This is a genomic window from Streptomyces cavernae (assembly GCF_004023625.1).
GTDB lineage: Bacteria > Actinomycetota > Actinomycetes > Streptomycetales > Streptomycetaceae > Streptomyces > Streptomyces cavernae.
Map to the genome: position 1 here is coordinate 66,041 of NZ_RPDJ01000002.1, position 20,537 is coordinate 86,577.

The 20,537-nt window shown below is 70.5% G+C and carries 13 protein-coding genes and 2 pseudogenes; 5 read left to right on the forward strand and 10 right to left on the reverse strand.

The features are described 5' to 3' along the window. Positions 1 to 166 precede the first annotated feature (166 nt). Complete coding sequence (locus EF387_RS12850) at positions 167 to 3,472, reverse strand: S8 family serine peptidase (RefSeq protein ID WP_128376668.1); 3,306 nt, start codon at positions 3,470 to 3,472, stop codon at positions 167 to 169. Positions 3,473 to 3,798: 326 nt separating this feature from the next. Between EF387_RS12850 and EF387_RS12855 the strand changes: the two genes are divergently transcribed. Further along, positions 3,799 to 4,254: an NUDIX hydrolase gene (locus EF387_RS12855; protein ID WP_128376669.1), complete on the forward strand. Its 456-nt coding sequence runs from the start codon at positions 3,799 to 3,801 to the stop codon at positions 4,252 to 4,254. A 38-nt stretch (positions 4,255 to 4,292) separates the two neighbouring features. Here the strand turns inward: EF387_RS12855 and EF387_RS48285 are convergent. Continuing rightward, a pseudogene (locus EF387_RS48285) lies at positions 4,293 to 4,490 on the reverse strand (RNA-guided endonuclease InsQ/TnpB family protein); the annotation flags it as partial. 114 nt (positions 4,491 to 4,604) lie between these two features. On the opposite strand from EF387_RS48285, the pseudogene EF387_RS49995 reads away from it, so the two are divergent. The 3 genes and pseudogenes from EF387_RS49995 (at position 4,605) to EF387_RS12875 (ending at position 9,775) form a co-directional block, all read left to right on the forward strand. After that, positions 4,605 to 4,848: pseudogene (locus EF387_RS49995) on the forward strand (transposase). 373 nt (positions 4,849 to 5,221) lie between these two features. Then, entirely contained in the window at positions 5,222 to 6,997 is a 1,776-nt protein-coding gene (locus EF387_RS12870; RefSeq protein ID WP_128376670.1) for a TIGR03767 family metallophosphoesterase, read from the forward strand. A 492-nt stretch (positions 6,998 to 7,489) separates the two neighbouring features. Beyond that, on the forward strand, positions 7,490 to 9,775 hold the full coding sequence (locus tag EF387_RS12875) for a protein kinase domain-containing protein (protein ID WP_128376671.1): 2,286 nt from the start codon (positions 7,490 to 7,492) through the stop codon (positions 9,773 to 9,775). A gap of 289 nt (positions 9,776 to 10,064) precedes the next feature. Here EF387_RS12875 and EF387_RS12880 read toward each other — a convergent pair whose 3' ends face one another. Beyond that, the gene (locus EF387_RS12880; RefSeq protein WP_128376672.1) at positions 10,065 to 11,120 is read right to left on the reverse strand and encodes a hypothetical protein; all 1,056 of its coding nucleotides are present in this window, start codon (positions 11,118 to 11,120) and stop codon (positions 10,065 to 10,067) included. Between the two features lie 240 nt (positions 11,121 to 11,360). Then, positions 11,361 to 13,967 carry an aminopeptidase N gene (pepN, locus tag EF387_RS12885; RefSeq protein ID WP_128376673.1) on the reverse strand — a complete coding sequence of 869 codons (2,607 nt, stop codon included), beginning with the start codon at positions 13,965 to 13,967 and terminating at the stop codon, positions 11,361 to 11,363. Between the two features lie 141 nt (positions 13,968 to 14,108). Here pepN and EF387_RS12890 point away from each other — a divergent pair, with 141 nt between their 5' ends. Next, entirely contained in the window at positions 14,109 to 14,777 is a 669-nt protein-coding gene (locus tag EF387_RS12890) for a mycothiol-dependent nitroreductase Rv2466c family protein (RefSeq protein ID WP_128376674.1), read from the forward strand. A gap of 262 nt (positions 14,778 to 15,039) precedes the next feature. Here EF387_RS12890 and EF387_RS12895 read toward each other — a convergent pair whose 3' ends face one another. The 6 genes from EF387_RS12895 to EF387_RS12920 form a co-directional block, all read right to left on the reverse strand. Continuing rightward, positions 15,040 to 15,570: a DUF4240 domain-containing protein gene (locus EF387_RS12895; protein ID WP_128376675.1), complete on the reverse strand. Its 531-nt coding sequence runs from the start codon at positions 15,568 to 15,570 to the stop codon at positions 15,040 to 15,042. 228 nt (positions 15,571 to 15,798) lie between these two features. Further along, positions 15,799 to 16,440: a superoxide dismutase gene (locus tag EF387_RS12900; RefSeq protein WP_128376676.1), complete on the reverse strand. Its 642-nt coding sequence runs from the start codon at positions 16,438 to 16,440 to the stop codon at positions 15,799 to 15,801. A gap of 138 nt (positions 16,441 to 16,578) precedes the next feature. Then, positions 16,579 to 17,481: a TauD/TfdA dioxygenase family protein gene (locus EF387_RS12905; RefSeq protein ID WP_128376677.1), complete on the reverse strand. Its 903-nt coding sequence runs from the start codon at positions 17,479 to 17,481 to the stop codon at positions 16,579 to 16,581. Between the two features lie 14 nt (positions 17,482 to 17,495). Further along, positions 17,496 to 18,851, reverse strand: coding sequence for an LLM class flavin-dependent oxidoreductase (locus EF387_RS12910; protein ID WP_274388940.1), 1,356 nt, complete (start codon positions 18,849 to 18,851; stop codon positions 17,496 to 17,498). After that, the gene (locus EF387_RS12915; protein WP_128376678.1) at positions 18,848 to 19,618 is read right to left on the reverse strand and encodes an ABC transporter ATP-binding protein; all 771 of its coding nucleotides are present in this window, start codon (positions 19,616 to 19,618) and stop codon (positions 18,848 to 18,850) included. The genes EF387_RS12910 and EF387_RS12915 overlap by 4 nt, the downstream gene beginning before the upstream one ends. Next, complete coding sequence (locus EF387_RS12920) at positions 19,594 to 20,484, reverse strand: ABC transporter permease (protein WP_128376679.1); 891 nt, start codon at positions 20,482 to 20,484, stop codon at positions 19,594 to 19,596. Before EF387_RS12920 ends, EF387_RS12915 begins: the two co-directional genes overlap by 25 nt. Between the last annotated feature and the right edge of the window lie 53 nt (positions 20,485 to 20,537).

A 20,537-nucleotide genomic window follows, 5' to 3' on the forward strand; every position in this document is an offset into this window, starting at 1 on the left:
CCGGCGCGGAGCGAAGAGCGAAGAACCCGGCGCGGAGCGAAGAACGAAGAACCCGGCGCGGAGCGAAGAACGAAGAACCCGGCGCGGAGCGAAGAACGAAGAACAAGGGGCGGGTGCCGCACCGGCACCCGCCCCTCACACCTCAACATCACAGCTCACCGGAACGCTACGGCGTGACCTTCTCGATCAGCACGCTGCCGGTTCCCGCGGCCGTGCCGCGGGCATTGACCAGCTGGACCCGGCCGAAGAACTCCCGGCCCGCGGGGGCCTCGGCCGCCGCGACCACCGAACCGGAGAAGTTCGCCGAGTCGCCCGTGCCGAGCTTCACCGACGTGCCGTCCACCTTGATCTCGCCCAGCGAGGGGGCGAAGTAGACGTCGCGGTAGTCGTACGCGGTCGAGCCGGACGGGACCGCGTAGCCCACGACGACGACGGTGTACGTACCGGCGGCGGGCTTGGCGACGGACACCGACTCCTCCGAGTCGCCGTCGGCGGAGCTGCCCGCCTCGGCGCCCTTCGGGTCGAGGACCACCAGGTCGAGGTCGGCGGCCTGGTCCGAGACGTTGCCGATGGTGACGTCCAGCGACTCGGCGCCCTCGGGCACCTCGACCTCGGTGATCTGCTGGTCACCCGTGGCGATGGTCGGGCGCGCGGTCTTGGAGGTGCCGAGCGCACCGCCGACCAGCTTGCCCTCGACCGGGGCGAGGTTGTTCGTCACCTTCCAGGAGGCAGCGGTCGGGGTGCCGACCTTGGCCTCGGGGATCGTCACGAGCTCCGGGTCGAAGGTCGCGCCGAGGACGGAGGCCGCCAGCTTGTACGGGTTGTCGAGCAGCGGCGACGTACGGCGCGACTCGACCTCGATCTCCCAGACGCCCGGCTGCGGGTTCGCGTACGAACGGACGTCGGGGCGGCAGCCGTTGCCGTCGAGGTAGTTGTTGTAGCAGAACGGGGTGCCGGTGTTCTCGACCGGAACGCCGTACGGGTGGATGGCGATGAAGCGGGTCTGGCTCTTGCCCTTCAGCCCGCCGATCGCGACCTCCAGCGACTTCGCGCCCTCGGGGACGGTCACGAAGTACGACTTGTGGGAGTTGCGCTGCACCTTGCCCGACGCCGAGAAGGTGTGCTTCAGCGGCGCGGCGACCACCACGGTGTTCAGGACCTGCTTGTCGATGCCCTCGGTCCTCGGGTCGTCGACCTCCAGGATCGCGCTGCTGAGACCGGAGTTCTCCGGCTTCGCCGCGATCTTCACCGTCACCGGCTTGTTCAGCGGCAGGGAGACCTCGTCACTGCCGACGATCCGGAACGTGTTGTCCCGGTTGTTCTCCAGGTGCAGCTCGTGGCGGATCGCGCCCTCGCCGCCCGTCGTACGCGTGATGGTGACGTCGTAGGTCTTCTTCTGGCCGGCCTTCAGACCGCCCTCGCGGTCGTAGATGCCGGTGCCGAAGCCCGGCGTCTTCAGCGCGAAGTCGATGGCGGTGTCGACCGGGGCCTTCACCGTGTAGTCGTGGGCCGTGGCGCCCTTCTGGATCGACTTCCACGCGTCGACGATGTTGATGACACCGGCACCCTCCTCGTACGCCTGGACACCACTGATGTGGTCGGCGGTCGAGTTCAGCGCGGTGCGCAGCTTCGCCGGGGTGAGGTCGATCTTCTTCTGCTTGGCGGCGGACAGCAGCAGCGCGGACGCGCCCGCGGCCTGCGGCGACGCCATCGAGGTGCCCTGCAGCATCGAGTAGCCGGCCGGGAGCTGGTAGCCCGCCTCGGCGACCGGGCCGCCGGGCAGCCAGGTCTGCGTGGTGTTGATGGACGCGCCGGGCGCGGTCAGCGTCGGGGTGAAGCCGCCGTCCTCACGCGGGCCGCGCGAGGAGAAGGGCAGCATCGCGTACTTCTTCTCCACCGCCGAGCCGTAGTTGGCCGCCCAGGTCTCCTTGGAGATGGACGCGCCGACGGAGATGACCTTGTCCGCGAGGCCCGGGTCGCCGATGGTGTTGGCGCCGGGGCCGGAGTTGCCGGCCGAGATCACCAACTGGACGCCGTAGGTGTCGATCAGGCGTGTGTAGAGCTCGGCGCGCGCGTTGTTGCCGTCGTTGAGCGCGGGCAGACCGCCGATGGACATGTTGACGATGTCGACGCCGCGGTTGGCGACGAGGTCGATCATGCCCTCGGTGAGCGCCACGTTGGTGCAGCCGGCGCCGAAGATGCAGGCGCGGGAGGAGACGAGCTTGGCGCCCGGGGCGGCGCCGTTCATCTTGCCGCCGAACAGGGAGTTGGCGGCGGTGATGCCCGCCACGTGCGTACCGTGCTCGGACTCGATGATGCCGATGTTGACGAAGTCGGCCTTCTTGCCGACCCAGTCGCCGCCCTTCGGGTCGGTCGGCACGTCCTTGCGGATCTCGATGACGAAGGGCTGCCGCTCGGCGACGTCGGTCGCCGGCTTGTCGGTGCCGAACCAGCCGATCTGGTAGCCGTCCTTGTAGGGCTTCATCGCCGTGTCGTCGGTGAAGTCCTTGTTGTCGTTGAGGTCGACGCGGACGGTGCCGGCCGCGGCGTCGTACAGGACACCCCAGCTGTCGGTCGTGTCGCCGTCACGGTTGACGTCGCCGTTCGCGTCACCGCCGGCGGTCGCGGACTCCTGGAAGACCTGGACCTTGTAGTCGCCCGCGGGGGCCTGCCAGGTGCTGCCCTCCCAGGTGAACACCGGGCCCTTGACGGAGTCCTGCATCAGCCGCCAGGTGTCGTCGCCGTCCACGATCGGGTCGGTGGCGGTCACCCAGTCGACGATCTTGCGCTCACCGGTGGTGGTCTTCTGCAGCGCGGGGTGCCCGAGGTCGACGCCCGAGTCGAGGATGCCGATCGTGATGCCCCGGCCGTCCGCCTTGGGGTTCTTCTTCACGAAGTCGACGGCGCCGGTCTCGAAGGACGGGTTGTATGGGTTCTCGGCGGGCGTGTTCTTGCCGGGCGCCGGGTAATTCCCCGCCGTGGGTTGCTGCTTGGCGCCCTGGGCGGTGTCCGCGGCGGGCGTCGGGTCGTCCAGCTTGATCTCCTGCCGCAGGTCGATGCCGTGCACGGAGGAGAGCTTGGCGGCGGCCGCGATGGCCGAGTCGGCCTTCTTCGTGGGGACCGTGGCGCGGACGTACCCGAGCTTGTCGTAGGTACGGCCCACGGAACCGCCCGTGACCGAGTCCAGTTGCTCGGCGACCTTCTCGGTCTGGCCCGGAGCGGTGGCGATCATCATCGTGACGTTCTTGTCGCCGTCGGCCTTGGCCTCGGCGAGCAGATCGGCGTCGGCCGAACCGAGCTTGTCGGGGGCGGACTTGACCGCGGGGTCCGCGTCCGATGCGGCGGGGCTCGCGGCGAAGGCCATGGGCACGGGCCCGGCCGCGGAGAGCGCGGCCACCAGGCCCGCGGCCGCGACTATTCGTGCCACGCGTCTCGCGCCTGACTGCGGAGCGCGCTGGGGGGTGAGGGTCATCGGCATCCCTTGTGCGTAAAGGAACGAGCGTTGAGCGGCCGGGCCGATCGGCCCTGGCGCGGCGGTCCGGAATGCGTTCCCGGACGATCGCTCAGCTTTACGCAAGGGGCTGATGTTTGGGGAGAGTTGACCGGGGCGGGATGGAGTCATTGGCGTACTTCCGCCATACGCCATCGTGGACTTAAGAGAGCAAGCTCTGACAATTCCGTGAGACCAGCAGGGCTTCCTACGCGCGTAGTACGCCCACGGGTACGAGGACGCGGCAGGCCTGCACGCGACCCGTTTGTCGGCTGCCCGGCGCGCCCCGGGCGCGATAACGTCGCAGCGTGCACAAGGAGTTGAGGGTCGCGGCCTACGCCATCTGTGTCCGGGACGGACAACTGCTTCTCGCTCGCGGCCGGGAGGACGACGGCACCCCCGTCTGGATGCTGCCCGGCGGCGGTATGGACCACGGGGAGGACCCGTACGACACGGTGATCCGCGAGGTCGAGGAGGAGACCGGGTACCTCCTCGAGGTCACCGGGCTGCTCGGCGTGGACTCCGTCCGCCACGAACGCCCGCGCCGCTTCGGCGCGGCCGACCATCACGCCCTGCGGCTCCTCTATGAGGGCCGGATCGCCGGGGGCGAACTCCGCTTCGAGGTCAACGGCTCGACGGACGAGGCGGCGTGGCACCCCCTGGACGCCGTGCCGGCCCTGATCCGGGTACCGCTCGTCGACACGGCGCTGGCGCTGTGGCGGGACCGTCCGGTGGGCGGCCGGTTGGCGGATCCGGCGCCTTGAAGCTCTCTCCCGGATGAATCCGGGAGATTCCTGCCCTTCTTCCACGCCTGGAAGTAGGTTTTCAGCACCGCTTGGGCGGCCTGTGCGGGCAGCACGCCGAGCCAGTCCAGCTCGCTGCGGCCCTGGCGGATGACCGCGTCGGCCGCCGCCAGAGTCCGCTTCGCCTTCGGGAGCATCGTCCACCAGTCGTGCAGCAGGTTCCAGGTGGTGCGCGCCGCATGCCCTTGTGCGTCCAGGACCGCCACCTGGGCAGGGTCGAGCGCCAGCCGGGCACGATGCCCGATCTGCCGCTTCACCAGCCCTTGACGGCTGTCCTGTTGCCCCATGGGCGTCGACGCCGGCATTGGTTTGTGTCACCTCGCTGGGAGCCGAACAGAGATGTCAGAACCGGTCGTCATGTGGTCTGCAACCTCCATGTGTGAACTCCCTCAAGGCGTCTCCTCCCGCCGCCTGCGCCAGGAGTTCGAACCCCACGTGCGCCGCTATCTGTGGGGCGGTCGCTTCTGGTCCGGCTCCTACTTCGCCGCCTCCTGCGGCGGGGCACCCCTCACCGTCGTCAAGCAGTACATCCGGCAGCAGCAACGCCCGACCTGACCATGCTCACCCCGGCTCCGCCGGAATGCCGCCCCGACGTTCCGCGCCGGTTCGTGACAGCACCAGACGCTGCGGCGCTACGCGCTGCTACGACCGGATCGGCTTCACCTCCGGCGTGAACGGCGGAGCGCTGCCGATGAACCTGGTAGATAGCTGCAGTACCCCGCAAAGTGAACATGGAGTGACCGCTTCCCGGCCCCCGGAAGAGGGCTCGTGGACGCGCAGGGTAGCCCAAGATCCACGTACCGTGATCGGCGCTCGCCGTTGCCACCTCGTTAACGCACAGGCCACTCCCACTGCCAAGCATCCAGTACGAGCGGTAAGCGCGGGACCAGCGCGCTCCGCGACCATTCGTACTCGGGGAGAACGCGCCATGCCGCGCCTACGCTCTGTCGCCGCCGCAACGACCGCACTCGACCGCCGTACGCTCCTCGCCGCCACCGGAGCGGTCTCCCTCAGCGCGGGCATCGGCTACGCGCTGGGCACCGGAGGAAGCGGTGAGGACGGCACCACTACGACGGCTTCCACGGCGGCGAGGGAGCAGCCCGTAGCCGTCTCCCGCAAGGCGCCCGCCGCGCCCCTCGCGCCGTACACCCGGGGCACGACGCTCGCCACGGTCGCCGCGCCCCGCTCCGGCAGCGGCTACCGCCGCCTCGGGGACGGCCCCGCCTGGAAGCGCGTCGTACGCTCCGACCTGGCCGCCCCCAAGGCGGGCCGCGCCGAACGCCGCACCGCGCTCGCCGCGTTCGTGCAGTTCACCGACCTCCACGTGGTCGACGTCCAGCACCCGCTGCGCTACGAGTACTTCCGCGCCCAGACCGCCAGCGCCTGGCGTCCGCAGGAGGCGCTCTCCGTGCAGGGTGCCATCTCTCTCGTCGAGAGGGTCAACGCGCTGCGCGGCGCCCCCGCCACCGGCGCGCCCCTGCACTTCGTGATGACCACCGGAGACAACACCGACAACAACGCCAAGACGGAACTGGACTGGTTCCTGAAGGTGATGAGCGGCGGCCGGATCACTCCCAACTCCGGTGACCCACACCGCTACGAGGGCGTCCAGAACAGCGGGCTCAAGCTGTACTGGCAGCCGGACGCCGCCCTGCGCGACAGCGACAAGCTGCACGGCTTCCCGCGCCTCGACGGGTTCCTGCGGGCCGCCATCCGCCAGGTCCGCAGCCCCGGCCTCAACCTGCCGTGGTACTCCACGGTCGGCAACCACGACTTCCTGCCCGGCGGCTGCTACGCCCCCGCCGACCCGTTCTGGGCCGACTTCGCCGTCGGCGGCAAGAAGCTGATGGCGCTCGACGAGGCGGTCGGCAAGAAGATGTGGGACAACGTCAAGAAGGGCGGCGACCCCAAGGGTGCCGACTTCAAGGCGATGCTCAAGTCCCAGGCTCGCAAGATGCGTTCGGTCACCCCGGACGAGGGCCGCGCCCCCTTCACGCCCGCCGAGTACCTCGCCGCGCACCTCGACCCGGCGCACACCGGCCCGGGCCCCATCGGCCACGGCTACTCACAGGCCAACCTCGCCGCGAAGACCCAGTACTACAGCTTCCGCATCGCCGACGACATCATCGGCGTCAGCGTCGACTCCACCGATCCGGGCGGCCACTACGAGGGATCGATCGGCACCGCCCAGCTGAAGTGGCTGGACCGCACGCTGCGCGAGGCCGCACAGGACGGTGCGTACGTCATCGTCTTCAGCCACCACACCAGCAGGAGCATGCGCAACCTGCGCCGGGACCCCTCGCGGCCCGCCGAGAAGCGGCACGGCGGCGACGAGGTGCTGGCCCTGCTGGCGAGCCACCGCAACGTGCTGGCCTGGGTGAACGGCCACAGCCACCGCAACCGGATCACTCCGCACTCGGCGCCGGACGGCCGGTCCTTCTGGGAGATCTCCACCGCCTCCCACGTCGACTTCCCCCAACTGGCCCGTGTCATCGAGGTGGCCGACAACCACGACGGCACGATCTCCGTCTTCACCACCCTCATCGAGTCCGCCGCCCCGCACCGCACGGACTTCGCCGACCTCTCCCAGACCGGCCTGGCCGCGCTCTACCGAGAGATCTCCTTCAACGCCCCCGGCGCCCGCAGCGATCTCTCCGGTACCGCGGGAGACCGCAACACCGAACTCGTCCTCAAGAAGGGCTGAACCAACACTCGTCCCGCAGAAGGGCTGAACCAACCCAACCGGAACGTAGTGACGTTCGACACACGGGACGTTTCGACGGATGGGGGCGACATGTGTCGGATCACTCACCACCCGCGCACGGTTCCCGCAGCGGGTCACGTGTCACCAACTGTCTGACGCACCGTCAGTTGCGTAGTGTGAGACGAACAGAAATCGAAACGCTTACATACCGCTAATTGAAAACAGCTGTCAGGAAATGACCCCCTGAGCCACTCCAGCCTCTAATCTGAGGGCTGACCCTGTCCGGGCGATCCGACCCCCACACCGCGCTCTACCCGGAACCGGGGCAGCACTCCGGACGCCGGCCCGGGCGTCCCGGAGCGCGGTCCGTGTGTTCGGAGACGGGCCGGCATGGGGGAAAGCCGCAGACGGTCGCCCGGACGGACCCCGTCACACTTCGCCCCCCAGGCGGGCCGACTCCCGCCGGCGTACCGAGAACAGGCGGCCGAGGCCATGGAACCACTGCGCCCCGACGATCCCGAGCAACTGGGCCCCTACCGTCTTGTGGCACGGCTCGGCGCAGGCGGCATGGGCCGGGTCTATCTCGCCAGGTCCTCGCACGGGGAGACCGTCGCGGTCAAGGCCATCCGCCCCGAGATGATGGAGGACAAGAACTTCCGCATCCGTTTCCGACGCGAGGCGGAGGCCGCACGGGCGGTCGGCGGGATCTACACGGCGCCCGTGGTGGACGCCGAACCGGACGCCGAGACCCCCTGGCTGGCCACCGCCTACATACCCGGCCCCACGCTGGCCGAGGCGGTGAGCGAACACGGGCCGCTGCCGGTGGAGACGGTGCTCGGGCTGGGTGCCGGCATCGCCGAGGCGCTGATCGCCGTGCACGCCGCCGGGATGGTGCACCGCGACCTCAAACCGACCAACGTACTGCTGGCCTCGGACGGCCCGCGCGTCATCGACTTCGGCATCGTCCGGGCGCTGGACGGCTACGAACTCACCGGTTCCGGAACCCTCTTCGGGTCCCTGGAGTACATGTGCCCCGAGCAGGCCACCGGTGATCCGATGGGTCCGGCGGGGGACATCTTCTGCCTCGGATCGGTGCTCGCGTTCGCCGCGTCCGGACACGCGCCGTTCAGCGGGGCCGCGGCGGCCGCACTGCTCTACCAGGTGGTGCACGGCTCACCCGATCTGACCCGGGTGCCCGAGCCATTGGACAAGATCATCAGCCTCTGTCTAGCCAAGGACCCGAGCCTGCGGATCACTCCCGACCGGCTCTCCGCGGCCTGCGCGCCCGGCGGCGCCGAGCAGATGTTCAAGGACGGCTGGCTGCCCGCGCCGGTGGCCGCCACGATCGCCGGTTACACGGCGGCCGTGATGGACCTCGACATCGCGGCGCGGGAGTGGGACCGGCTCACCTCCTACACCGCCGACCCGCACGATTCGGTGCCGCCCGCCAACTGCCCGCAAGCGGCGGGCTCCGCGACCGGGACGCGGCGGGCGTACGACTCCGCCGCCGCCGGCGTCGGGGTCCTCACCGAAGTGCGGGCACCGGAACCCTGCCAGTTCTCCGAGGCGGCGGAACCGGAACGCCCCACCCCGCCCGCACACCACCGGGCCCGCACGTGGTCCCGTGTCTCCCGGCGCACCGTCCTCGCCGCCTCGGTGGGCACGGCCCTCGTCGGTGGTGCCGGGTTGCTGATCGCCAAGAAGCGGACGGTCGCACACGCCGTGCAGCCGCTCGGCCCCGCTCCGGAGCCGACCTGGATCTATCGCGGAGGTCCGCTGCTGCAGGCCCCGGCCGTCTTCACCAACGGCACGGCCCTGCTCAAGGCCCGCCCGGGGAACATCCTCTGCCTCGACGTGCAGAACGGCTCCCAGCCCAGGTGGGTCTACCAGGGCATCAGCCAATCGCCCACCCCGGCCCTCCTGGTCGATGGCGTCGTGGTCGCGCTCGGCACAGGAGCCACGGTGATCGGGGTCGACGCGGCCACCGGCACGGAGAAGTTCACCCTCGACTTCGGCGCCGACTACCGGTTCGACCAGCTCTTCGGCTCCTACGGCGGCTCCGTCGTCTCCGCCATCGGCGTCCGGCTCCAGCGCCAGTCGGCGGAGCAGGGCGTCGCGACGTCCACGAACACGGTCTTCGGCATCGACATCCAGGCCCGTCGCGCGCTGGTCATACCGATCAGCCCCGAAGACATCGGCATCCCGCTGGAACCGGTCGTCCTCCCGGGCTACTTCGTCTACGCGGACGGGCTGCGCAACGTCACGGTCCGCAGGACCGGGGACAGCGGCAGCGTGCTGTGGCGGCACCCCGTCGGCTACGACCTCCGGCCGGGCCTCGCCGTCCTCGGCCGCACCGTCTTCGCCATCGGATCCGAACTCATCGCGCTGGACCTCGTCACCGGCAAGCTCCGCTGGCGGGTGAAGGCCGATCGCGGCCAGTTCGCCTCGCTGGGCGTCGCCGGGAACACCGTGTACGCCACCGGTACGGACCCCAGTGGCGTGTACGCCTTCAGCGCGGCCAACGGCTCCCGGCGCTGGTTCTGCGAAACCCCCCGCCTCAACGTCGACAACCACATCGCCGTGGGCCGCCGCAAGCTCTACGTTCCGGCCTTTCAGAACAGCAACGGCTTCTACGCGATCGACACCGCCTCGGGGCGGCTCCTGTGGAACTTCACCGACGGCAGGGAGACCGGTATCAACGACTGGCAGCTGTCCTGTGACGGCGAAGGGCACCTGGTGGCCCAGCACTTCGACCGTGCGTACGGTCTGCCGGTCTGAAGAATCGCTTCTCCATCGCCGGATCGGAGCCGGACACGACGGAGTCGCATACGGTCTGCGGTCGGGCATGGGGAGGGGCCAGGGGTCGTGCATGACGAGGTGCCGGGCGTGACGAGGTGCCGGGCGTGACGAGGTGCCGGGCGTGAGGACGGGCTGGGCATGAGGAGGGGCTGGGCAGGCATGAGGAGGGGCCGCCGTGGTCCGGCGGCCCCTCGTCTCCCCTCCTGATGCCCAGTGGTCCCTCGGCGGCCCCTCCTCTTCCCGCTGAGGTCCCCGGCCGACCGACCGGTCAGCGGGGCAGTACCACCACCCGCGCCGCCGGCTCACGGTCGGCGGCGGCCATCAGCGCCGTCCGCACGACGGTCGCCTGCTGCTCCAGCGCATCCCGCAGCTTCTTCGGCGTGACGTGCACGACCGTGATGCCGAGCCGCTCCAGACACTCGCGCTTGCGGGCGTATTCCGACATCTGCGCGTCGTCGTCCGGGCCGTGCGCCTGCTGTGGGCTCCGCGTGTCCAGCTCCAGCGCGACCGCGTGATCGGGCCAGTAGGCGTCCACACCGCCGAGGTGCGGGCCGCCCGGGAGGCGCAGATCCACGTTCCACAGCGGGTCGGGCAGTCCGTGCTCGCGCACCATCCGGTAGAGCCGGTCCTCGGCGATGGCCCGCCCCTCGGCAAGCAGTGAGTCCACGGCGTCCACCACATGCGGTCGGCCCAGCAGCCGGGCCTGGCTCAACTCCCGTACCACCGCGGACGGTTCGCAGTGCCGGCCGCGTACCGCCTCGGTGAGCAGCCGACGCACCACCGTCGCGTCCGCGAGCTCCCGCACGGCGTCCGCGAGCGCCCGCGCCGCGGGCGCCACCGGCAGGCCGATGACCGTCGCGGGCTCCGGCAGCGCGGGGGCGCGCACGATCCGGGCGAAACCGGCCGAGCGCAGCCGCCGGAGCCTGGGGACCAGGACGTCGATGCGGTCGAGCGTCAGCAGCGACGGCGCGGACGGGAAGCGGTACAGGGCGAGCGCGGCCAGGCCGGTGATCATCGCGTCCGGGTATGGCTGCGTGGTGTGCGCCTCACCCGCGGCGGGCTGGGCCGGGACGGAGGCGTCACGAAGCGGGCGCGCCGCGTAGCGCAGGGCCGCGTGCAGCCGCTCCTCGCCGGTGGCTGGGCCCGGGTGCAGCACGAAGACGCCCGGCAGCAGTTGCTGCCAGCCGCCACCCGGCCGGCAGTGTTCGTTGATCTCGGCGGTGGTGACGCCGTGCGCCCGCAACTGGGCCGTGCTCAGCACCCGCTGCCGTACGTCGGACAGCCGGCTGAGGGGGCGGGGGGAGAGCGGGGTGTTGTGGTTCATGACCGGAAATCTCCCGCCCTCCGTGCGCCCTTGAACCGCTGTTACAGTTCCGTCGACAAATGCGGACAAGATCGCCCTAAAGTGCAAGTGTTCGACCGTCGAAAGGGGCTGGTCCGTACGGGGGTTACGGGGTCGATTTTCTGTATTCCGTAACGGTCGTGCGAGGCAAGCCAGGTTGACGCCCGGTTGCCCCCGCCCGGGGGCCGGCCGGGCGTCCCTGTAAGTGACCTACGCCTAGGCCTACGCCTGCTCCGTCGCCGCCGCGTCGCGCTCCTGGGCCCGCAGGGCGCGGGCGAGGTCGTCCCGGGACTCGAGGACCAGCCGGCGCAGCGCCGGAGGCGCGGCCTCGTGCGAGGCGAGCCAGGCGTCCGTCGCCTCCAGCGTCGCTGGGGAGTCCTGGAGGGACGGGAACAGGCCCCGCACCACGTGGATCCCGATCTGGATCGACCGCTCGGCCCACACCCGCTCGATCGCCTCGAAGTACTTGGCGACGTAGGGCGCCCCGAGCTCCCGCTGCGAGGGCTGGGCGAACCCGGCGATCGTGGCCTCCACCAGCGCGTTCGACAGCGTGTCCGACTCGACCACCTGCGCCCACGCCTGCGCCTTGACCGCCGCCGAGGGCCGTGCGGCGAGGCAGCGGACCTGGTGCCGCTTGCCGGAGGCCGTGTCGTCGCGGGCGAGTTCCGCCGCCAGCGCCGCCTCGTCCGCCACGCCGTGCGTGGCCAGCGGCTCCAGGAACGCCCAGCGCAGCTCCTGGTCCACCTCGAGCCCGTCGACCTCCGCGGTGCCGTCCAGCAGTCCCCGCAGCAGCTGGAGATCGGCCGCGGTCGACGCCACCGACGCGAAGAACCGCGCCCAGGTGAGCTGGTGCTGGCTACCGGGCTCCGCCAGCCGCAGCTCCTTCAGCGCGCCCTCGGCGAGCAGCCGGCCGCCCGCCTCCCGCCACTCGGGGGCCGCGTAGAAGGTGAGGGCCGAGTCCGCCCAGGCGTGCAGCATCTGCAGCACCCCCATGTCGGACTCGCGGCCCGCGAACCGCAGCACCAGGTCGACGAAGTCCCGGGCCGGCAGCAGCGCGTCCCGTGTCATGTTCCACAGCGCGGACCAGCACAGCGCCCGCGCCAGCGGGTCGGTGAGGTCACCGAGGTGGGCGTGGAGCGTGGCGAGCGACTCCTCGTCGAAACGGATCTTGCAGTACGTGAGGTCGTCGTCGTTGACCAGGACCAGCTCCGGCGCCTCCTGCCCGGCCAGTTCCCGCACCAGCGTCCGCGGCCCGTCGACGTCGGTCTCGGCGCGCGCGTAGCGTTCCAGGGCCCCGCCCTCGCCCCGCCGGTACAGGCCCACGGCGACGCGGTGCGGCCGCAGCGTGGGGTGCGACTCGCGCGCCTCCTGGAGCACCGCGAGCTCGTCGACGCGTCCTTCGGCGTCCAGCAGTACCTGTGGCGTGAGGGAGTTGACCCCCGCCGTCTGCAGCCAGGCCCGCGACCAGGCGGCCAGATCCCGCCCGCTGGTCTCCTCCAGCACCGACAACAGGTCGCCCAGCTCGGTGTTGCCGTAGGCGTGCCGTTTGAAGTAGCGCCGCGCGCCCTCCAGGAAGGCGTCCCGTCCGACGTACGCCACCAGCTGCTTCAGCACGGAGGCGCCCTTGGCGTAGGTGATCCCGTCGAAGTTGAGCTTCGCGTCCTGCAAGTCGCGGATGTCGGCCGTGATCGGGTGGGTGGACGGCAGCTGGTCGGCGCGGTACGCCCACGCCTTGCGGTTGTTGGCGAAGGTGACCCATCCGCTGGTGAACCGGGTCGCCTCCACCATGGAGAAGGTCCCCATGAAGTCCGCGAACGACTCCTTCAACCACAGGTCGTCCCACCAGCGCATGGTGACCAGGTCGCCGAACCACATGTGCGCCATCTCGTGCAGGATCACATTGGTCCGGCGCTCGTACGACGCCTGCGTCACCCGCCCGCGGAAGATGAACTCCTCGCGGAACGTGACCAGGCCCGGGTTCTCCATCGCACCCAGGTTGTACTCCGGCACGAACGCCTGGTCGTACTTCCCGAACGGGTACGGGTAGTCGAAGTGGTCGTGGAAGAAGTCCAGGCCCTGCTTGGTCACCAGGAATACGTCGTCGGCGTCGAAGTGCTTGGCGAGGCCCTTGCGGCACAGCGCGCCGAGCGGGATCTCCAGCGTGCTGCCGTCCGGCAGGGTGCGGCTGTAGTGGTCCTCGACGTAGTGGTACGGCCCGGCGAGGATCGCGGTGATGTACGTGGAGATGGGCCGGGTGGGGGCGAAGCAGAAGACGGCGTTGCCCTCGCCGGCGCCCCACGGCTCGATCCGGCTCACCGCCTCGTTGCCGAGCACCTTCCAGTGGTCCGGCGCGATGACGGAGAACGTGAAGGGCGCCTTCAGGTCGGGCTGCTCGAAGTTCGCGAAGACCCGGCGCGAGTCGGCGGGCTCGTACTGCGTGTAGAGGTAGACCTCGCCGTCCTCCGGGTCGACGAAGCGGTGCAGCCCCTCACCGGTGCGGGAGTAGGCGCACTGGGCGTCCACCACGAGTTCGTTGTCGGCGGCGAGGTCCTCCAGCACGATCCGCGAACCGTCGAAGACCTCGCCCGGGTCGAGGTCGCGGCCGTTCAGGGAGACCGCGGTGACGCTCGGCGCGATCAGGTCCGCGAAGCTGCTCGCGCCCGGCTCGGCGCAGCGGAACCGGATCGTCGTCACCGACCGGAAGGTGCGCGGCCCGGTGCCCGCGTCGCCCACGGCGGAGCGCACGTCGAGGGACACCTCGTACCCGTCGACGGACAGCAGGGCCGCCCGCTCCTGGGCCTCGTCACGGGACAGATTCTCACCGGGCACGGACGGCACTCCCTCGGGCTCGCTTGTTACCTTCGAACACCGCTGATCCTGCCATGCGGCAGTGGCCCCCGGCACTCGGGAATGGCAGGCATGACCAGTGATGTTGGGCCTGCAGAGACTGACCGTCGTACGAGGAGAACAATGTCCGAGAACATCTCCGGGAACACCTCCGGCAAGACCCCCGTCGACTTCTGGTTCGATCCGCTGTGCCCCTGGGCCTGGATGACCTCCCGCTGGGTGCTGGAGGTGGAGAAGGTCCGGGACATCGAGGTGCGCTGGCACATCATGAGCCTCGCCGTGCTGAACGAGCCGAAGCTGGACGAGCTGCCCGAGGAATACCGCGAGATGCTCGCCGCGCACGCCTGGAAGCCGATCCGGGTGGTGACCGCGGCCTGGCAGAAGCACGGCGACGACATACTGGGCCCGCTCTACACCGCGCTCGGCAACCGCTTCCACAACGAGGGCCAGGGCCCGACCCTGGAGGCGATAGCCGCGGCCCTCGACGAGGTCGGCCTCCCCGCGGACCTCATCGACTATGCCGAGCAGGAGGACTTCGAGTTCGACGCCGAGCTGCGCGCCTCCCACAAGGAGGGCATCGACAAGGTCGGCCAGGACGTCGGCACGCCCGTGATCGCCGTCCCCGGCGCGGACGGCGAGCAGATCGCCTTCTTCGGCCCGGTCGTCACCCCCGCCCCCAAGGGCGAGGAGGCGGCGAAGCTCTGGGACGGAACCCTGCTCGTCGCCTCCGTCCCCGGCTTCTACGAGATCAAGCGCACCCGGACGGCGGGGCCGGACTTCAGCAACCTGTGATCCCCCGCGTGGCGACCGGACCGGGGACGGCCACCGGGCCGCCCCCGCGCCGGCGGGGTCGCTCCGCGGCCGCCGCGCGATTGCCGGCGTTGACCGGGGTGCTCCGGGCCGACCTGGGCCGACCGGGGTGGCCCAGGGCCGACCGGGGTGGCCCAGGGTCGGCCGCGCTGCCCCGCGTCGGCCGCGCCGCCCCCACCGACGGGATCGCCCCCGTCGGCGGGATCGCCCGCGTCGGCCACGCCGTGCCGCCCGCGGCGCCCCCTCACCGTGCGAACAGTGCCGACAGACGTGGCAGTTGGCGTGCCGTCTCCTCTGGGTCGTCCAAGTCCCAGGCCGGGCCGGGGTGGGCGTACTCGACGCGGAAGCCGCCGGAAGGCAGGTGTTCGCCCGTCGCCTTGAGGTGCGCGTCCCAGGCGATGGACAGCGCCACCTCGCCGTCCACCGCCAGCCCGTCGTACACCGAGTCACGGATCACCGTGAGGTCGGCGAGCGCGTCGGGGTCCGCCACGACCCGTTCGAAGGTCTCCCGGCCCTGGGTGATCAGCCAGCCGCGGAAGTACTCGAAGGCGTCGTCCGAGCAGCCGCCGTTGACGATGTGCGCCGCACCCCACAGGGCACTGCGGTAGGACAGGGCCATCAGCTCCCAGAAAGCCTGCTGGGCGGCGACGATCTCCTCGACCGGGCGGACCGCGAGCAGTGCGACCGCCTCCTCGGCGACCGTCTCACTGTCCGACGGGTCGGCGACCCGGCGGCGCGCCCGCTCGATCAGCGCCCAGAAGTCGGTGGTGTCCATGGGAGAAGAGTGTCAGGAGGGACTGGCAACGTCCCTCGATCCAGACAGGTCGACCGGCCGGGTTTCTCAGCCGTTCCAGCCACCACCGGCATGGGCAGACCCCCGCGAGTCACGTCCTCGCGGGGGCCGGCCCTTCTTCCGCCTGCGCCGTGAAGGGTGAGAAGGCGATCACGAGCAGGACGCCTCGGCGACGGCGTGTGCCGAACAGGTGCCGAAAGGAGGGCGCCGTCAGGGTGCGAGCAGCAGCACGTCCGTACGGGACTTCGCGGCCTCGTAACGCCGTGCGACGTCCTGCCAGTTCACGACCTGCCACATCGCGTCGATGAAGTCGACCTTCTGGTTCCGGTACTGGAGGTAGAAGGCGTGCTCCCAGGCGTCGAAGACCAGGATCGGAGTCGCGCCCTGGCCCACGTTGCCCTGGTGGTCGTAGACCTGCTCGACGATCAGCCGGCCGCTCAGCGGCTCGTACGCGAGGACGCCCCAGCCGGAGCCCTGGGTCGTGGCGGCGGCCTTGGACAACTGGGCCTTGAAACCGGCGAAGGACCCGAAGGACTCGGTGATCGCGTCCGCGAGCTCGCCCACCCCGTCCACCGCCAGCGGCTCGCCGCCGCCGTCGCCGGCCATGTTCTGCCAGTAGACCGAGTGCAGGATGTGGCCGGAGAGATGGAAGGCCAGGTTCTTCTCCAGGCCGTTGATCGCGCCCCACGTCTCCTTGTCCCGCGCCTCTGCGAGCTGCTCCAGCGTGTCGTTGGCGCCCTTCACATAGGCCGCGTGGTGCTTGTCGTGGTGCAGCTCGATGATCTCGGGGCTGATGACGGGAGCGAGCGCGGAGTAGTCGTACGGCAGTTCAGGCAACGTGTAGACGGGCATGGCGGTCCCTCCGACCCATTATTGCAAGTGACTTGCAACAACAAGCTAACAGCAACAGACTGGGAATGTGTGCTCAGGCATGCGAAAGGGCCCTCGCACGAAACCGTCCTCCGCGCGAGGGCCCTGCTCCGCCCCGGATCAGGCGACCTCTGCGTACACCTCCGTGTAGTGCGAGGCGTCACCCTCGATCGAGTAGCTCTCCTTGCCCTCGATGCCGACCGGTACGTCACCGGCGACGGTCACCCGGTGCAGCCGGCGCGGCAGGCCGTCGTAGTTGTCGATGGCGTAGTGCTGGGTGATGCGGTTGTCGAAGACGACCAGCTGGTTGGGGGACCAGCGCCGGCGCAGCACGTTCTCCGGCCGGGTCACGTACGCCTGGAGCAGGTCCAGGACCTTGCGCGACTCGCCCACCGAAAGACCCACGATCCGCTGCGCGAACCCGCCGATGAACAGACCGCGTTCGCCGGTCAGCGGGTGGACCCGGACCACCGGGTGGACGGTGCGGTACTTGACGGCAGTGAACTGGGCGCGCTGCGCGGCCTTCTCCTCGTCGACGTCCTCGTCCGGCACCGCGTAGTCGTAGTCGTTGGTGTGCTCGGCCCACAGCGTGTCGGCGAGGGCGCGCAGCGGCTCCGGCAGATTCCGGTACGCGGCGGCCGAATTGGCGATCAGGGTCTCGCCCCCGTACGGCGGGACGGTGATGCTGCGCAGGGTCGTGACCTGCGGCGGGTTGAGGACGAACGTGACGTCGGTGTGCCAGTGGTTGGCCCGGCCGCGCTCGCTGTCGACGGGCAGCACGTTCGGGGTGCCGTCGACGGCGGGCACGGTGGGATGGGCGGTGGTGAGGCCGCCGAAGCGGGCGGCGAAGGCCTGGTGGGTCTCGTCGTCCAGGTTCACGTCGTCGAAGACCAGGGCCTTGTGGACGTTGAGGGCCTCGCGCAGCACGGCGACGGTCTCCTCGTCCAGCGGCCCCGAGACGTCGACGCCCAGCACCTGGGCGCCGATGTTCGCGGTGACCTTGCGGATCTCGATCTCGGGCATGTGCGGCGGTCCTCTCAGTGGGTGGCGAGTGCGGGGGCGGGGGCGAGGTACTGGTTCTCCGGGCGGGGGAGGCCGTAGCGCTCGCGGAGGGTCTGGCGCGGCCCGTACTCCGTGCGGAGCAGACCGCGGGTGCGCAGGATCGGCACCACGTGCTCGACGAACAGCTCAAGCCCGGACGGCAGCACGGCGGGCATGATGTTGAAGCCGTCGGCGGCGCCGAGCGTGAACCACCGCTCGATCTCGTCCGCGACCTGCTCCGGCGTACCGGCGAACGTCAGATGTCCGCGTCCGCCGCCGAGCCTGCCGATGAGCTGCCGGACGGTGAGCCTCTCCTGCCGGGCCAGCTCCACGACCAGCGTGTAGCGGCTCCTGGCGCCCTCGATGGCGCTCTCCGGCGGCAGGTCGGCGGGCAGTCGCCCGTCCAGCTCCAGGGTCCCGGGCCGCAGTTGCAGCAGGCCCTCCAGACGCTCCAGGCCGTGCCCGTACACGATGTGGTTCTCCAGGACCTGCTCGTGGGCGCGCGCCTCGGCCTCGGTGGAACCGATCACCGGGACGATTCCCGGCAGCACCTTGATGAGCCCGGGATCCCGGCCGGCCGCCTTCGTACGGGCCTTGAGGTCGGCGTAGAAGTCCTGCGCGGCCTTCAGCGTCTGCTGCGCGGTGAACACCGCCTCCGCGTACCGGGCGGCGAAGTGCTTGCCGTCCTGGGAGGAGCCCGCCTGCACGAGCAGCGGGTAACCCTGCGGCGCGCGCGGCACGTTGAGCGCGCCCTCGATGCTGAAGTAGGTGCCCTTGTGCCGGGCCGGGTGGAGCTTGGCGTCGTCGCCCCAGACGCCCGCCGCCTTGTCGGCGACGATCAGGTCGTCCTCCCAGCTGTCCCAGAGCTTCTGCGCCACGTCCAGGAACTCCGCGGCGCGCTCGTAGCGGGTGGCGTGCGCAGGCTCCTCGTCGACTCCGAAGTTGCGGGCGGCCTCGGCGCCGGCGGTGGTGACGATGTTCCAGCCCGCCCGGCCACCGCTGATGATGTCCAGCGAGGCGAACCTGCGGGCCAGGTTGTAGGGCGAGTTGTACGACGTCGACGCCGTGGCGATCAGACCGATGTGCTCGGTGAGGGTCGCCAGCGCCGTCAGCAGGGTGAGGGGCTCCAGCGCGCCGGCCGGGCGCTGACCGACGCTGCCCCACAGCTGCGGGCTGTCGGCCAGGAACAGCGAGTCGAAGGTACCGCGCTCGGCGATCCGGGCCAGGTTGACGTAGTGGTCCAGTGCGACGTCCGCGTACGGATCGCTCTCCGGCAGCCGCCACGACGCCTCGTGGTGGCCGGTGTTCATCAGGAACGCGTTGAGGTGCAGTCTGCGGTCGTGCTGGGTCACTTGGAGTCCTTCGTCACGAGGCCGTCCTCCGACGGCACGTCCTCCCGCACACCGAGGGCGGCGAGCAGCCGCTCCCGGTACTCGCCGAGCAGCGGGTCCCGGTAGGAGCGGGGATGGGCACGGCCGATGGTCAGGTCGAGGACGATCCGGCCCTCGTCGAGCACGAGGATCCGGTCGGCGAGCACGATCGCCTCGTCGACGTCGTGCGTGACGAGCAGTACGGACGGCCTGTGGCGCTCCCACAGCCGGCGCAGCAGGGCGTGCATCCTGATCCGGGTGAGTGCGTCCAGGGCGCCGAACGGCTCGTCGGCGAGGAGCAGTTCGGGCTCCCGGACCAGGGAGCGGGCCAGGGCGGCACGCTGCTGCTCGCCGCCGGACAGTTCGCTGGGCCAGGCGCGTTCGCGGCCGGCGAGTCCCACCTCGGCGAGGGCGACCCGGCCGCGCTCGGCGGCCTCCTTGTTGCCCTCCGTGCCGAGCAGCACGTTGTCGAGGACCCGGCGCCAGGGCAGCAGCCGGGAGTCCTGGAAGACCACCGACACCCGCTCCGGAGCGGTCAGTTCACCGCTGCCGACGACCTGGTGGTCCAGGCCCGCGACGGCCCTGAGCAGGGTGGACTTGCCGGAGCCGCTGTGGCCGAGCAGGGCCGTGAACTGTCCGGCGGGGATGTCGAGATCGACCGAGTCGAGGACCGTACGGCCGTCGAAGGAGCGTGTGAGGCTCCGCAGAGAGACGGCGGGACGGGTCAGTTGCTGAGCGAGCGGCGCCATGACAGCACCCTCCGTTCGATGAGACGGACCGCGCTGTCGGAGGCCAGGCCGAAGACGCCGTAGATCAGCAGGCCGACCAGGATGATGTCGGTACGGCCGTAGTTCTGCGCCTGGAACATCATGTAGCCGAGGCCGCTGGTGGCGTTGATCTGCTCGAGGACCACCAGGGAGAGCCAGGAGCCGGTCAGGCCGAGCCGCAGCCCGACGAAGAAGCCGGGCAGCGCGCCGGGGATCACGATCCGCCGGATGAACGTGAGCCGGTTCAGCCCCTGCACCTCGGCGAGTTCGACGAACCGGCTGTCGATGCCGGACAGCGCGGCGTGCGTGTTGAGGTAGATGGGGATGTAGACGACGATGGCGATGATCGCGATCTTGAAGGTCTCGCCGATGCCCAGCCAGAGGATGAACAACGGGATGAGACCCAGGGTCGGGATGGCCCGGTTGAGGTTGACCGTCCCGTCGATCAGCGCCTCTCCGATCCGGCTCAGACCGGAGGTGAGGGCCAGGGCGACACCGGCGGTCAGGCCGATGGCGAAGCCGTAGGCGGCGCGCTCCAGCGAGGTGAGGACGTCGGTGGTGAGCGTCCCGTCCGTCCACAGCTGACCGGCGGTCTCGAGGACCGTCCAGGGCGCGGCGATGGCTCCGGGGTCCAGGAGGTGGGCCGCGGAGGCGGCGGCCCACAGGGCGAGGAAGACTGCGGGCCCGATGAGCCGGGTGGCGGGCAGCCGCTTACCGGGGGCGAGACTCCGGCGGTGCCCGGTCCGCCCGGTCCGCCCGGTCCGCCCGGTCCGCCAGGTCCGCCCGGTCTCCGGGACTTGCTTCGTCTTCGCGTTGCTGACGGCGGGAGCCGCGGTCGAGGTCGTCATGACGTCAGCTCCAGTACGTGGTCTCGGTCGGCGCGGTCAACGCGGTCAACGCG